This is a genomic window from Xylophilus sp. GW821-FHT01B05 (assembly GCA_038961845.1).
Taxonomy (GTDB): Bacteria; Pseudomonadota; Gammaproteobacteria; order Burkholderiales; family Burkholderiaceae_C; genus Xylophilus.
Genome location: CP152408.1, coordinates 1835254 through 1849267 on the forward strand (window position 1 = coordinate 1835254; position 14014 = coordinate 1849267).

General features: G+C 67.6%; 11 protein-coding genes. 5 read left to right on the forward strand and 6 right to left on the reverse strand.

The features are described 5' to 3' along the window. Positions 1-33: 33 nt before the first annotated feature. The 4 genes from AAFF27_08630 (at position 34) to AAFF27_08645 (ending at position 4201) form a co-directional block, all read left to right on the forward strand. Positions 34-966, forward strand: coding sequence for a YncE family protein (locus tag AAFF27_08630; GenBank protein XAH25241.1), 933 nt, complete (start codon positions 34-36; stop codon positions 964-966). 61 nt (positions 967-1027) lie between these two features. Continuing rightward, positions 1028-2317, forward strand: a complete 1290-nt coding sequence (locus AAFF27_08635; protein XAH25242.1) for an MFS transporter — start codon at positions 1028-1030, stop codon at positions 2315-2317. Continuing rightward, on the forward strand, positions 2307-3275 hold the full coding sequence (locus AAFF27_08640; GenBank protein ID XAH25243.1) for an amidohydrolase family protein: 969 nt from the start codon (positions 2307-2309) through the stop codon (positions 3273-3275). The genes AAFF27_08635 and AAFF27_08640 overlap by 11 nt, the downstream gene beginning before the upstream one ends. After that, positions 3272-4201 (forward strand): YncE family protein, encoded by a 930-nt coding sequence (locus tag AAFF27_08645; protein ID XAH25244.1) that lies wholly within the window; start codon positions 3272-3274, stop codon positions 4199-4201. The genes AAFF27_08640 and AAFF27_08645 overlap by 4 nt, the downstream gene beginning before the upstream one ends. Before the next feature lie 39 nt (positions 4202-4240). On the opposite strand, the gene AAFF27_08650 is transcribed toward AAFF27_08645, so the two are convergent. The 4 genes from AAFF27_08650 to AAFF27_08665 form a co-directional block, all read right to left on the reverse strand. Continuing rightward, the gene (locus AAFF27_08650) at positions 4241-5743 is read right to left on the reverse strand and encodes a glycine betaine ABC transporter substrate-binding protein (GenBank protein XAH25245.1); all 1503 of its coding nucleotides are present in this window, start codon (positions 5741-5743) and stop codon (positions 4241-4243) included. Continuing rightward, positions 5743-6294 carry a DedA family protein gene (locus AAFF27_08655; GenBank protein ID XAH25246.1) on the reverse strand — a complete coding sequence of 184 codons (552 nt, stop codon included), beginning with the start codon at positions 6292-6294 and terminating at the stop codon, positions 5743-5745. The genes AAFF27_08650 and AAFF27_08655 overlap by 1 nt, the downstream gene beginning before the upstream one ends. Positions 6295-6309: 15 nt before the next feature. Beyond that, positions 6310-7680: a phospholipase D-like domain-containing protein gene (locus AAFF27_08660; GenBank protein ID XAH25247.1), complete on the reverse strand. Its 1371-nt coding sequence runs from the start codon at positions 7678-7680 to the stop codon at positions 6310-6312. A gap of 193 nt (positions 7681-7873) precedes the next feature. Then, entirely contained in the window at positions 7874-9397 is a 1524-nt protein-coding gene (locus AAFF27_08665) for a GGDEF domain-containing protein (protein XAH25248.1), read from the reverse strand. A 261-nt stretch (positions 9398-9658) separates the two neighbouring features. On the opposite strand from AAFF27_08665, the gene AAFF27_08670 reads away from it, so the two are divergent. Continuing rightward, positions 9659-10621, forward strand: coding sequence for an IS1595 family transposase (locus AAFF27_08670; GenBank protein XAH25249.1), 963 nt, complete (start codon positions 9659-9661; stop codon positions 10619-10621). Positions 10622-10707: 86 nt separating this feature from the next. On the opposite strand, the gene AAFF27_08675 is transcribed toward AAFF27_08670, so the two are convergent. Both AAFF27_08675 and AAFF27_08680 read right to left on the reverse strand, forming a co-directional pair. Beyond that, positions 10708-11571, reverse strand: a complete 864-nt coding sequence (locus AAFF27_08675; protein XAH25250.1) for an alpha/beta hydrolase-fold protein — start codon at positions 11569-11571, stop codon at positions 10708-10710. Beyond that, positions 11561-13942 (reverse strand): TonB-dependent siderophore receptor, encoded by a 2382-nt coding sequence (locus AAFF27_08680; GenBank protein ID XAH25251.1) that lies wholly within the window; start codon positions 13940-13942, stop codon positions 11561-11563. The genes AAFF27_08675 and AAFF27_08680 overlap by 11 nt, the downstream gene beginning before the upstream one ends. Between the last annotated feature and the right edge of the window lie 72 nt (positions 13943-14014).

A 14014-nucleotide genomic window follows, 5' to 3' on the forward strand; every position in this document is an offset into this window, starting at 1 on the left:
TACAACTTCAACAGGATTGCGGAGACAAACCCCATGACCACATCCCCCAAGGCCGTGCTCGTCGAGAAATTCGGCAACAGCTTCAGCGGCTACGACCTGCACACCGGCGCCCGCGCCTTCAGCGCCCAACTGCCCAGTTATCCCCACGAGTTCGTGGTGGACTCCGAAGGCCGCTTCGCCTTTGTCGGCCACTACGGCGTGCAGACTTACGCTCACGAAGGACTGGGCGGCCACGAGGTCTTCGTGGTCGACATCGCCCAGGGCACACACGTGTCCAGCCTGGACTGCGCGCCCTACAACCGCATCCACGGCCTGCAGATTGACCGGCAGAACCGCGTCTACGCCCTGAGCGAGCACGACAACATGCTGCTGGTCTTCGACCAGCCGCACCAGCAGCAAACGCCAAAAAGCGCCGTTCCGGTGGGGGGCGTGAAGAGCCACCTCTTCGTGCTGCGCCGCGACGGCGAGGTCGCCTACGTGACCAACCTCGGCTCGCACACCGTGACCCGGGTGCATCCGCACGACGCCGGCCAGCCCCCGGTGCCTGCCTCGGTCGGCGGCCGTCCGGAAGGCTGCTGCCTGAGCCGCGACGAGTCCATCCTCTACGTGGCCAGCCGCGACGACGCCACCCTGTCGATGCTCAACGCCACCACCATGGAAGTGTTGGCCACCGTACCCACCGGCGAAGACCCGACCCGCATCTACCTCTCGCGCGACGGCCGTTTGTTTGTGACCAACTACGGCGAGCGCTCCATCGGCATCTATGAGCCCGGCACCCTGCGCGAGCTGGGCCGGGTGCCCACGGTGCACAAGCCCATCGCCCTGGCCTTCGACCCCGCCCAGGACCTGGCCTACATCCCGCTGAACGACAACACCGTCGCCCGGCTGGACCTGCAGACCTTGGAGCTGCAGCACGCCTTCGACACCGGCCGCGAGCCTGATGGGCTGGTCGTGATCCAGCACTGAGAAAGCTACCGGGCCATAGGCGCCCGGACCCCGAAAGCACAAACAACAAGTCGGAGACAACATGAATACCCTGATTCACACGCTGCCCGCGGCAGCGATGGATTCGTCCGTGCCCAGCAGCCGCTGGCTGCGCATCATCCCGCCCATCCTGCTGGCCTGCGTCATCTCCTATATGGACCGGGTCAACATCGCTTTCGCGATGGCCGGGGGCATGAGCAGCGACCTGGGCATCACCGCCAGCATGGCGGGCCTGGCCGGCGGTATCTTCTTCGTCGGCTACCTGTTCCTGCAGATCCCCGGCGGCCGGCTGGCCGCGCTGGGCGGCGGCAAGCGCTTCATCGCCTGGTCGCTGGTGAGCTGGGCGGTCATCTCGGTGCTGACCGGTTTCGTCACCGAGACGTGGCAACTGCTCGCCCTGCGCTTCCTGCTGGGCGTGGCCGAGGGCGGCATGCTGCCGGTGGTGCTCACCATGGTCGGCAACTGGTTTCCGGACCGCGAGCGCGGCCGGGCCAACGCCATGGTCATCATGTTCGTGCCCATCGCCGGCATGATCACCGCGCCACTGTCGGGCGTGGTACTGCAGATGTGGGACTGGCGCTGGCTGTTCTTCATCACCGGCGCGCTCTCGCTGCTGTTCCTGGCCATCTGGGTTCCCTTTGCCTGCGATAACCCGGAGAAGGCCCGCTGGATCTCCAAGGAAGAGAAGGACTACATCCTGAGCTCCCTGCGCGAGGAGCGCGAGGCTGCGGCTCGCAACGCGGTGGTCTCGGCCTCCTTCGGTGCGGTGCTGCGCAACCCCATCATCTGGCAGCTGATCGCGCTGAATTTCTTCTACCAGGTGGGCATCTACGGCTACACCCTGTGGCTGCCGACCATCCTGAAGAACCTCACCCACGGCGGCATGGGCCAGGTCGGCATGCTGGCCATCCTGCCCTACATCGGCACCATGTGCGGCATGCTGACCACCTCCTACTGGTCCGACCGCACCGGCCAGCGCCGCGCCTTCGTGGCGGCACCGCTGCTGGGCTTTGCGCTGTGCCTTTTCCTGTCGGTGCACTACCAGGCGACCATCTGGCTGTCCTATCTGTTCTTGATCGGCAGCGGCTTCTTCCTGCAGGCGGCGGCCGGCGTGTTCTGGACCATCCCGCCCAAGCTCTGCAGCCCTGAGACCGCCGGCGGCGCACGCGGCCTGATCAACGCCCTGGGCAACCTTGGCGGCTTCTGCGGCCCCTATGCGGTGGGCGTTCTCATCCAGCAGTACAGCGCCAACGTGGGCGTGATCAGCCTGGCGGTGTCGCTGGTGATCGCCGCACTGATCGCCCTGGCCCTGCCGGCACGCTGTGAGCGCTGATCTGCTCCTGGCTGCGGAGGGCATCGACGCCGGTCTCGAGGTCGTCGATGCCCACCACCATCTCTGGGATCTGTCGCGGGGCCACTACCCCTGGTTGCAGGAAGCCTACGACGCCCAGGCTTTCTTCCTGGGCGATCACCGCGCCTTGCAACAGGACTTCCTGCCCGCCCACTACCGGCAAGCGGCCCAGGGCATTACGGTGCTGGCCACGGTGCATGTGGAAGCCGAACGCTCCCGCGACCAGCAGGTGGCCGAAACCGCCTGGCTGCACCAGGTGCATGCAACGCACGGCTTCCCGAATGCCGTGGTGGCCCATGTCTGGTTCGACCGCCCCGATACCGAAGAGCGCTTGCAGCAGCACTGCGCCTACCCCCTGGTGCGCGGCATTCGCAGCAAGCCGGTGACCGCGCCCACGCCCGCGCACAGCGTGCGCGGCCAGCCCGGCAGCATGCAGGACGAGGCCTGGCTGCGCGGCTTCTCGCTGTTGGCCCGGCATGGCCTGAGCTGGGACCTGCGGGTGCCGGCCTGGCATTTGCCTGAGGCGGCCGAGGTGGCGCGTCTGTTCCCGCAGATACCCATCGTGCTGAACCACCATGGCTTTGCCTGGGACCGCAGCGAAGAGGGCCTGCGCCTGTGGCGCAGCGGCATGGAGGTGCTGGCGCGCCAGCCCAATGTGCATGTGAAGCTGTCTGAATTTGGCCTGCGCGACCAGGCCTGGGATTGGCAGGCCAACGCCCGCATCGTGCGCGACACCGTCGCCATCTTTGGCTGGCAGCGCTGCATGTTTGCCAGCAACTTCCCGGTGGCCGGCCTGCGCATTGGCTACCACGACTTGGTCACCGGCGTGCACCGCATGCTGGACGGCCTGAGCCCGGCGCAGCGCCATGCGGTGATGTGCGGCAATGCGCTGCGCTTCTACCGCATCGCTCTTCCTACCGAAAGAACGCAACACCCATGACCCAGGAAACCCTGCTGTTGGTGGAAAAGTGCAGCCACTGCTTCAGCTACTACGACATTGCCAGCGGTGAGCGCATGGCCAGCATTGCGCTGGGCGAGTTCCCGCACGAGTTCGTGGTGGACGCCGCGCGGCGCTATGCCTATGTCGGCCATTACGGCGTGGAGACATCGGGCCACCTGGGCCATGGCGGCACGTCGATCTTCCAGATCGACATCCAGGCGCGGCGGCTGGCGCGCACCATCGATATCGCGCCTTTCAACCGGCTGCATGGCATGCAGATGGACGCCGCCGGCCGGCTCTATGTGCTGAGCGAAGACCGCGCCCAGCTCGTCGTCATCGACAAGCCCGAGACCGACAGCGCCCCGCGGCGCGCGGTGTCGGTAGGCGGCATCAAGAGCCATCTGTTCGCGCTGACCCGCGACGGGCAGACGGCCTATGCCATGAACCTGCTGTCGCACACCGTCACCAAGGTGCGGCCGCACGATGCCGCCGCCGTGCCGGTGGCCTGCGCGCCGGGCGAGAAGCCCGAAGGCTATGCGCTGAGTGCGGACGAGAAAACGCTCTACGTCACCTGCCGCTGGAGCAACACGCTGTGCGCCATCGACACCGACAGCATGCAGGTGGTGCGCCGCGCCCCCTCGCGCGACGACGCCACGCGCCTCTACCTGTACCGCGACGGCCGGCTGGTGGTCACCAACTACGGCGAGCGCAGCCTGTCGGTGGTGGACCCGGCCACGCTGAAAGAGCTGGCGCACGTGCCCATGGATTCCCGCGCCATCGCGCTCAGCTACCACCCGCACCAGCCGCTGGCCTTTGTCAGCCAGGCCAACGACAGGGTCGGCATCTTCAACATGGAGAGCCTGCGCTTCGAGCGCTTCATCCCGACCCAGCGGGAGCCCGATGTATCGCAGGTGGTGATGCTATGAAATATATAGCTAATAGCCGGCGTGTATAGGGGGATCTGGCTACTTTTCTTCTAAATTTTCCCGTGGCCGCAGCGCACGCTCCAGCAGCTCGAACAGCGCTTCGCTCACCAGCGCCAACAGCGCAGCCGGCAGCGCGCCGGCCAGCAGCAGGCCACGGTCGTTCAGCGCCAGGCCGGTGACGATGCGCTCGCCATAGCCGCCCGCGCCTATGAAGGCGGCGATGGTGGCGGTGCCGATGGAAATCGCCGTGGCGGTGCGCACGCCGGCCAGCAGCACCGGCAGCGCCAGCGGCAGCTCGACCAGCCGCATGCGCTGGCCCGGCGTCATACCCAGCGCCAGTGCGGCGGTGCGCAGGCCTTGGGGCACGCCGGCCAGGCCGGTAGCGGTGTTGCGCATCACCGGCAGCAGCGCATAAAGCGCCAGCGCCATCAACGCTGGCACGGTGCCGATCACGCCCAGCCAAGAGATCAGCATGGCCAGCAGCGCCAGCGATGGCACGGTCTGCAGCAGGCCGGCCGCGCCCAGCAGCAGTGTGCGCAGCCGGGGCCGGTGCGCGGCGAACACTGCCAGCGGCACGCCCACCAACACGGCCAGCGCCACGGCTGCGGCGACCAGGCCCAGGTGCTGGCGCGTCAGGCGCCACAGGTCGGGGCCCAGCAGCTTGCCAAGAAAGCCGCGCGTCGCGGCGGGCGCGTCTGCCGTGTGGGGCGTGAGCACTTCGCGCGCCAGCACATCGAAGGGCGCGCCGTCGACCTCGGCCCGGGCGTTGAGGCGGATCATGCGTGCCTCGTCAATCCGGCCCTCCAACTGCTGCAGCGCGGCCCAGGCGGCGGGAAAGCGCTGCGGCACGTCGAGCCGGTACAGCACTACCGCGTCGTAGCGCGGAAAGTAGCCATCGCCGTCCTGCAGCACGCGCAGGCCGCGCCGCTCTATCTGCGCATCGGTGGTGTAGATGTCGATCACGTCCACCTGCCGCCGCGCCAGCGCCTCGTAGGCCAGGCCATGGTCCAGCGCCTGCGGTGTCTGCGGCAGCCGGTAGTGGCCGGCCAGGCCCTTCCAGCCGTCGGCGCGGCCGATGAACTCGTTCGACAGCCCCAGCCGCAGTTCGGGGTGGCGCGCCAGGTCAGCCAGCGTGCGAAGCTGCAGGCGATCGGCGTCGTCGGCGCGCACCGCCAGCGCATAGCCGTCGTTGAAGCCCAGCGGAATCGCCACGCCCAGGCCCAGCGGCGCCAGCGCCTGCCGCAGCGCGGGCAGGCTGGTGGCGCCGGGCTGGCGCAGGATCTCTTGCGCAATGGTGCCGGTGTACTCGGGGTAGAGATCGATGCTGCCGCTTTGCAGCGCGGCATAGACGATGGCGGTGTTGCCCAGGCCCTGCGATATGCGCGTGGCGGCGCCGGCAGTGGCGGCCTGCTGGGCCAGCACCTCGGCCAGGATGTAGCTTTCAGTGAAGCGCTTGGAGCCTATACGCAGCGTGTCGGCGGCCTGTGCCGCGCCCGGCAGCCAGACGCATGCCGCCAGCAGCAGGATGCGCCAGCGCTTCATCACGCCATCCGGATATGGCGGATGGCCACTAGCAGCCCTATGACTGCGGCCGTGCCGATCAGCACCAATTCATAGGGCCGCAGGCTGCCGACCAGGGACTTCAGCGTCTCGCTGACCCAGACGCCGAGCAAGACCACCACCGTGGCCCAGAGCACCGAGGCAACCGCGCTCAGCGGCACGAAGAAGGTTGCACGCATGCGCGTCATGCCCAGCGCCACCGGTAAGGCAATGCGCAGGCCCCAGGCAAAGCGCATCAGCAGCACCGTGGCCGTGGGGTGGCGCGCAACAAAGCGCACGGCGCGGTTGAAGCGCGCCTGCATCTTCGGATGCTTCTGCAGCAACTGCTGGCCTTTGTGCCGGCCCAGGAAGAAGTAGAACTGGTCTGACAGAAAGGCCGCCGCCGCGCCGCAGGCGATCAGCGGCAGCATGCGCAGATAGCCCTCGTGCACCGCGTAGGCGCCCAGCAGCAGAATGGTTTCGCCCTCCAGCAGGCCGGCAAAAAAGACGGCGTAGTAGCCGTAGTCCTGAAGCAGTTCAGCGGGGTGGAGCATGTGGAAAGAAAGGGGTTAGAGCTGGAAGGCCACCGTCAGCAGCAGGCCTTCGCTGATGTCGCGCAGCAGGCCGGGCGGGCTGGCGTCGAAGTCACTGCCGGTGGCGGCCAGGGCGGTGATCCAGCGCTCCAGCCAGGCGATTTCCTCTTCGCTGTAGAACACTACCGCCGCCTCGTGGTTGAGCAGCAGGCTGCGCAGGTCGAAGTTGATCGAGCCGCACATGGCCAGCACGTCATCCACCACCACCGCCTTGGCATGCGCCATGGCCGGCAGCAGCCGAAAGCGCACGCCGGTGCGTGCCAGCTCGCGCATGGGCCGGGTGCGCACAAAGTCGGCCAGCCGGTGGTTGGATTGCGTGGGCAGCGCGACCGTTATCTGCACGCCACGGCGCGCGGCCAGGCGCATGGCGTCGCACAGGAAGTTGTCGGGCACGAAGTAGGGCGTGACCACCAGGATGCGCTGCTGCGCGCGAAAGCAGGCGTCTATCAGCAGCGCCTGCGCCGTGTCTTCGGTTTGGTCGGGGCCGCTGGGCAGGAACTGCGCCAGCGCGCCGTGCGGTGCCTCGGGCGGGCGTGCCACCGGGCGCGGCGGCTGGCGCCGGGCCGAGGCCCAGTCTTGCTCGAACTGGTGCGCGGCGGCCGCCGCCACGCCGCCGTGCAGGTCAAAGGACAGGTCCGTCCACGGTGCCTCGCCGGGCCGGCCGGTGAAGTATTCGGCCGCCAGGTTGCGCCCGCCGGACCAGAGCCAGGCGTTGTCGGCGATCAGCAGCTTGCGGTGGTTGCGCAGGTTGCGCGGGCCGACGCTGCGCAGGCTCAGGAAGGGGCGGAACACGGCCACCTCGGCGCCGGCGGCGCGCAGCTCGTCGAAGTAGCGGCGCGGTGCCACCAGGGCGCCAAAGCCGTCGAGCATCACGCGCACCCGCACGCCGTCGCGCGCCCGCGCGGCCAGCCGCGTGACGGTTTCGCGGCCGATGTCGTCGTCACCGATCAGGAAGGTGCAGATGTCCAGCCGCGAGCGCGCCAGCGAGATCGTGTCCCACAGCGCGGCCAGCGCCTCGCGCCCGTCCTGGTGCAGGCGCACGCTGCAGGCCGAAGGCGGCGCCAGGCCAAAGCTCTCGATCAGCTCGGGCGCCCAGTGCCCGGAAGGCGTGGCGCGGCGCACGCGCGGCAGGCTGGCGGGGCGCAGTTTGCGCGAGCCAAACAGCAGGTACATCGGCAGCACCAGGTAGGGCAGCAGCGCCAGCCCCAGCACCCAGGCAATGGCGGAGGAAGGCGCGCGCTGCTCGTGGCGCGCGCGCGTGGTCACCACATAAGCCAGCACGGCCAGCGTGCCGAACAGCATGTGTTGCGAGAGCGAGGGAAGCCATTCGAGGTGCAGGCGTGCCATGCGCACCAGTATGGCGCGGTACAGCCGTGAACCCGGTAGGACTGTTTCCCGACTGCCAGGGGCGAAGATCAACGGCCGCGGAGCAGGCCATGCGCAGACATCCGCGGAACCGGCTTTGCCGGGCCGCTGGATGTGCTCCCTGCAAAGGGGGTTGGCGAAGACGCGAAGCGCGTAGCCTGGGGGTGTGCGTGAACTACGCCAGCATCACGCGATTTTTTCCGGCGCGCTTGGCCAGGTACATGGCCTGGTCGGCGCGGCGCAATGCATCGGCCGGGGTCTCTTGGGCGGACAGGGCCGACACGCCGGCGCTGAAGGTGATCAGCACCTTCTCGTTGTTGGCCAGGAAGAAGCGCTTGGTCAGCTCGCGCTGCAGGCGCTGCAGCACCTCGACGGCGGCGGTGGGAGAGGTGTCTGGCATGACCACGACGAACTCCTCGCCGCCGTGGCGCGCCAGCGAATCCTGGGTGCGCATGGAGGCGCGCGCCACGTCGGCCAGGTGCACCAGCGCCGCGTCGCCGTTGTCGTGGCCGAGCCGGTCGTTGATCTTCTTGAAGTTGTCTATGTCCAGCAGGCCCAGGCACAGCGGCGTGCTGCTGCGGCGTGCGCGTGCCAGTTCGCGCTCCATGGCCTCGTCCAGGCCGCGGCGGTTGAGCGCGCCGGTGAGCGGGTCGTGCCGGGCCTGGGCGCTGGCCTGCACCAGTTCCTGCTGCAGGCGGATGATCTCGGTCTGGGTGGCGGCGGTGCGCTCTTGCAGCGCCTGCAGCTCGTCGCGGTGCACGCGGCTGTCCAGCGCCATGGCGCGGGTGGCGGTGATCACCTCTTGCAGCACCGGTGCAATCTCTTCCAGCGAGCGCGCCGCGCCCAGGCGGTCGGCGCAGCGCTCGACCATGCCGTGGTAGATGCCGCTGCTCTCGGCCATCTGCGACAGGCGGGCGATGAAGCTCGCCAGCATCTGCTTCATCTGCTCTTGCGCGTCGAGGCTGCGCGCCTTGGCCTCGGACTGCTTGAAGATCACGTCCTTCAGGCGGCGCTGCAGATCGTCGAGCCGGCGCAGCGACAGCGGCGGTGTGGCGGCTTCCTTCAGCGCATCGGCCTGGCCGCGCAGCCAGCGGTCGTCGGTGCTGAGCTCGCTGATGTTCTGGAACACCAGTTGCAGCGACTCCAGCAGCGCCTTCTGCACGGCGGCCTGGTCTTCGGCCGCAAACGACAACCGGAACGCCAGATTGCCCAGCATGGACTGCAGCGCCGCCGCATCCGGCGCGGGCTGGCGCAGCGCCTGCAGCAGTTGGGCGGCGCCTTCCTGCAGCCGGGCATCGTCAGGGCCCAGCGCGGGCAGGATGTTCTCGACCAGCCGCGCGGTCTGTTCCAGCAGATCAGTGGGCAGCAGGGGCGCGGGCGGTGCAGGCGGCGCCGCATCGGCCGCTGCCGCGCCCAGGCCCAGTTGGGCATAGCCGTGCAGGGCGCGCTGCAGTTCGGGCCAACTGCGCTGCTCCACCGCCGCACCAAACTGCGTCAGCAGGCGCTTCTGCACCGGCGTCTGCCCGGGCAGGCCTTGCATGATGCGGCGCAGCGCGGCTTCAGGAAACGCCCCGGGCGATGCGCTGCCGGCGATCTCCTCGTACAGCGCCTGGTAGTTCTCGGGCGAGGGCACCAGCTTGCGGATCGCCAGCTGCTTCAGGGTTTCGCGGGCGATCTCGGACGGCTGGCGTTCAGACATGGGCTTGCCGCGGGCGCGGCAGGGAAGGGGGATGTGCCGCGAGTGTAGCCAGCGGTGGCGCTGGGTGCCGGGCCGGGCGAAGGGGGCAGGCGTGGCCCCACGGTACTGGTCAGCGCCGCCCCTGGCGGCCAGCGCAATGGCATGGCCGCCAGATGGTTTATGAATAAAAAGTGCCTGATTAGGTACCTGCCTCAGACTGACTTGAATTCTGGCTGGGATGTTTGATACTGGATTTATGTCCAGTTATCTGCGAGGCATCCCATGTCCATGAACCTCATCCAGTTCCAGCCCGGCCTGTCGCTGCTGCAGTTCCACGAGCGCTATGGCAACGAGGAGCAGTGCGAGAGCGCTCTCTTTGCCTCCCGCTGGCCCCAGGGCTGGCGTTGCGCGCACTGCGGATGTTCACGCTCGTTTCAAACGCGCAATGGCCATGGGCGCCAGCTGTGGGAGTGCCTGATCTGTGGCTACCAGTCCTCCAGCATCGTCGGCACGGTGTTTGAGCACACCAAGCTGCCTCTGCGGGTGTGGTTTCTGGCGATGTATCTGATGACCCAGCACAAGAACTCCATCAGCGCGCTGGCCTTGGGGCGCCAACTGGGCGTGAGTTACAAGACGGCCTGGCTGGTCAAGCACAAGCTCATGCAGACCATGCTGTTGCGCGAGGCGCCGCGGCGTCTGGATGAGCGGGTGGAGATTGATGACGCCTATCTGGGCGGCGAGCGTGCCGGCCATATCCACGGCGGGCGCGGGGCCTGGCGCAAGTCAGCCTTTGTGGCAGCGGTGCAGACCGATACCGAAGGCCATCCGAGGTTTATGCGCCTGAGTCCCGTTGCAGCCTTCACGAACGAGGCGCTCAAGGTCTGGGCCACAGAGAGCCTGGCTCCCACGGCCCACGTGGTCTCCGATGGCTTGCGCAGCTTTGCGCAGGTGCGCCAGATCGGCGCTACCCACGAGCGCTACGTGACCGGTGGCGGACGGGAGGCGGCTAAGAAGCCCGAACTGCGCTGGGTCAACACGATGCTAGGCAATCTGAAGACCGCGCTGGCGGGTACCTACCACTCGTTTGATCATGCCAAGTATGCGGCGCGCTATCTGGCGGAGTTTGCGTATCGATTCAACCGCCGCTTTGATCTCTCCTCCATGCCTGCTCGCTTGCTGCGCGCCGCTGTTACTACCAAGCCCCAGCCTCTGCTCATCCTCCGCATGTCTGAGGCAGGTACCTAATCAGGAAAAAGTGCCTTTAGCCCTTGTCCTTACTGGGCTATTAGCTATCTATTTGATAGTTATGGTGCGCGCCCGCATGCCACGTCTCACCTGCGCCGTGCCGTGAAAACCTGCCGCAAGACACGCGGCGCGATGCTGGCCGGCAGTGACATGTGGTCCTCGTCGGGCTGTAGGTGCCTGGCTGTGCGCAAGCCCCAGCGGGAGAGCGGCTGGAGCCGGCGCTCTAAGGCCTCCAGCTCCTGGATGTCCTGGGGCGTTTCGCGTTCTCCCACGATCAGCAGCAGGCTTTGGTGCCGGGGGCTCCAGTCACCTGATTCCACCCGCCGGGCAAAAGCCTGCTCTTGCGCCAACAGGTAGTGATCGTTCCACCACAGCGACGGGCTGGCCGCGACGTAATGGCTGAACAGGGCCGGCCGCGTGAAGAGCGCATGCATGGCGAACATGCCGCCAAATGAATGGCCGAACAGGCTCAGTTGCTGCGGGTCGATGGGGTAGCGCTGGCCCAGCTCGGCGATGACCCGCTCCAGCGTGCCCAGCAGCTCATCGTCGCCACCCTGGGGCGGGCTGTTGCGCTCCGGCGTGACGGCGGGGGAGAAGTCATAGGAGCGCCGCAGGAAGTCGTGCGGCAAGGTGGTCGGGTAGCCGATGCCAACCACGATGGCTTCTGCGAAGGCGCTTTGCGCGCGCCTGGCATCGTGGAAGGCCGCGAAGTGGGCATTGCCATCCAGCACGAACAGCACCGGATGCCCGGCGCGTGGGACGCGCTTGCCGGCCGGCTCGCTGACCAGCAGCCGGTACTCCCGGTCATTGGCGGGCCCGGCCATGAAGCTGATCTGCCGCGTGCCGGGCAGGCTTACCGGCTCCTGCGCCGAGGCGCTGGCTGCCAGCAGGCACGGCAGCAGGAGCAGGGCGGCGAGCCATGCGCCCGCCAGTCGGCGCCTACCAGTCATAGGACAGTGTGGCCAGCATGGTGCGCCGCGGGCCGTAATAGCAGGTGCCGAGCGGGCAGGTGGTCGCATAGTGCTTGTCCGCGAGGTTGCTGACGTTGACGGCCAGGTTCCATTGCGGGTCGATCCGGTAGCGCAGGGCAGCATCAAAGACGCGGTAGGACGGCACTTGCGCAAGGTAGAGGCTGTCGCTGTAGGTCGATCCCATGTAGCGCGCGCCCAGGCCCACTTCCAGTCCCGGCAATGCGGACACGCGCTGGTTCAGCCAGAGCGCAGCATGCTGGCGCGGCACGTCGAGCGGGCGGCGGCCGGCGTTGCCGTCTGCGCTGCGCGTGATCTCTGCATCCAGCCATGTGTAGCTGGCCACCAGGTTGAGCCCGCTGCGCAGATTGGCCTTGGCTTCCAGCTCCACGCCGCGCGTGCGCACCTCGCCTTCGGCCTTCTGGTAGGTGCCGCAGGCAGGATCGTCTGGCACCTGGGTGCAGGCATGGGCGCTATCGCTGGTCAGCACATTGCTCTTGCGCAGGTCAAAGGCGGCAATGGTGAAGAGCGCATTCGATTGTGGCGGGGCGTACTTCATGCCGACTTCGTACTGCCGCCCGCGCGAGGGCTGGAAGGCCTGGCCGCCGTAGCCGGTTCCCGTGTTGGGCAGGAAGGATTCGCTGTAGCTCGCATAGGGCACGAGCTGTGGGTTCTGCACGTAAGAGACGCCCACGCGGTAGGTGGTGGCCTGGTCGCTCTGCTTCTGCTGGTCTGCTGCGATCAGGTTGTAGGTGTCCTGCCGGGTCTCGTCCCGGCGCAGGCCCAGCGTGAGGCGCCATTGCGCGCCCAGATCGATCTGGTCCTGCAGATAGATGCCGGTCTGCCGCAGCTTGGTGCGCGTGCTGGTGCTGGGGGTCGAGGGCATGTCGATGGACTGGCCATAGACCGGCGCCAGCATGTTGACCGGAGGAATGGCGGCCGAGTAGAAGGTGTCGACGCGGTTGCGCACGCGGTAGGAGTCCAGCCCTAGCAGCAGCCGGTGCTGCAGGCCGGCGAAGTCAACGCGCCCTTCAAGCCGGTTGTCCACGGCCCACTGCGAGACCTCTTGCCTGGCGGCGTAGAGGTAGCGGTACAGGCTGTTGTCCTGTACGGCGTAGCCCGTGAGCGCGCGGTAGTCCACGTCGTTGTTCATGTAGCGCAGGCTCTGGCTGAAGGTCCAATCGCTAGCGAGCGTGTGCTGGAGCTGGTAGCCGATCATGGACTGGCGCTGCCGCATGCGGTCAAAGGCCGGGTCGCCCGCACTGACGCCGGTCGATTCGCCGTAGGGGATCTGGTAGGGGCCAAAGTGGGTGCCGCGCCGGTCGTCCATGAACTCGGTCAGTAGGGTGACGGAGGTCCTCGCGCCGTCCTTCCAGGTCAGCGAAGGGGCCAGGTAGACACGGTCATCGGGTTGCCGCGCGCCGTTGCTGTAGGTGTACTGGGAGTGGCTGTCGCGTAGCACGATGGGCAGGCGGTAGAGCAGCGAGCCGTCCTCATTCAGTGCCCCGCCAAGGTCTGCTGACAACTGGCGCCGGTCGTGATTGCCCAGTTGCAACTGGGCGCTGCGGCGGCTTTCCTCCGTCGGCTTTTTGCTGACCCAGTTAACCACGCCGCCCGCATCGCCCTGGCCAAACAGCATCGAAGACGGCCCGCGCAGTATCTCCAGCCGCTCCAGCCCGTACAGCTCGGCATTGAACAGCGCAAAGTCGCTGCCGTACAGGCGCAAGCCATCGCGGTACTGGCCTGAGTTGGTGGTGCTGAAGCCGCGGGATTTGATGTAGTCAAAGCCACGCGGGTCGAGCCCGTAGCTCTCCGTCACGATGCCTGCGGTGTAGCGCATGGCTTCCATCACGTTCTGCGCGCCCCGGTCCTCCATTTCCTCGCGGCCGATGACGGAGATGGATTGCGGCGTCTCGATGATCGGCGTGTCGGTCTTGGTGGCCGTGGCGCTGCGCCGGGCGACGTAGCCGTGCACCGGGCCGTCAGCGGTTTCGCCCTTGGCCGTTACCCGCACCTCGTGCAATGTGCTCGTGCGTTCGGTGCCTGCCCGGCGCAGTAGCCAGCCGCCTTGTGGCTGTGCCATGGCCTCCAGCCCGCTGCCCGCCAGCAGGCGGGCGAGTGCATCTGCCGGCTCCAACCGTCCGCGTACGGCGGGCGCCGTCTTGCCTGCGAGCAGGGCGCTATCTGCCGCAATGCTGACACCGGCGGCGCGCGCCAGGGCCTTGATGGCGTCGGGCAGCGGCTGAGCGGGCAGGTCGATGTCTGCGGGTGCGGCCTGGGCCAGGGCGGCGGTGAGCGCGGCGGCGCAGGCCAGGGCGACAAGGCGCGGCCGGGCAAGAGGGGGACGGTGCATGTGAGAGCTTCTTCCGTAGATAAAAACAGGTGTCGATGTCCTGTTTGACGGAGAAGGGCGTGCTATCCCTGA

What these genes read in the sequence shown, in the direction of transcription:
- AAFF27_08645 (XAH25244.1), top strand. Translation starts at nt 3,272, where the DNA reads ATGACCCAGGAAACCCTGCTGTTGGTGGAAAAGTGCAGCCACTGCTTC.
- AAFF27_08680 (XAH25251.1), bottom strand. Translation starts at nt 13,942, where the DNA reads ATGCACCGTCCCCCTCTTGCCCGGCCGCGCCTTGTCGCCCTGGCCTGC.
- AAFF27_08670 (XAH25249.1), top strand. Translation starts at nt 9,659, where the DNA reads ATGTCCATGAACCTCATCCAGTTCCAGCCCGGCCTGTCGCTGCTGCAG.
- AAFF27_08630 (XAH25241.1), top strand. Translation starts at nt 34, where the DNA reads ATGACCACATCCCCCAAGGCCGTGCTCGTCGAGAAATTCGGCAACAGC.
- AAFF27_08660 (XAH25247.1), bottom strand. Translation starts at nt 7,680, where the DNA reads ATGGCACGCCTGCACCTCGAATGGCTTCCCTCGCTCTCGCAACACATG.
- AAFF27_08665 (XAH25248.1), bottom strand. Translation starts at nt 9,397, where the DNA reads ATGTCTGAACGCCAGCCGTCCGAGATCGCCCGCGAAACCCTGAAGCAG.
- AAFF27_08635 (XAH25242.1), top strand. Translation starts at nt 1,028, where the DNA reads ATGAATACCCTGATTCACACGCTGCCCGCGGCAGCGATGGATTCGTCC.
- AAFF27_08650 (XAH25245.1), bottom strand. Translation starts at nt 5,743, where the DNA reads ATGAAGCGCTGGCGCATCCTGCTGCTGGCGGCATGCGTCTGGCTGCCG.
- AAFF27_08675 (XAH25250.1), bottom strand. Translation starts at nt 11,571, where the DNA reads ATGACTGGTAGGCGCCGACTGGCGGGCGCATGGCTCGCCGCCCTGCTC.
- AAFF27_08655 (XAH25246.1), bottom strand. Translation starts at nt 6,294, where the DNA reads ATGCTCCACCCCGCTGAACTGCTTCAGGACTACGGCTACTACGCCGTC.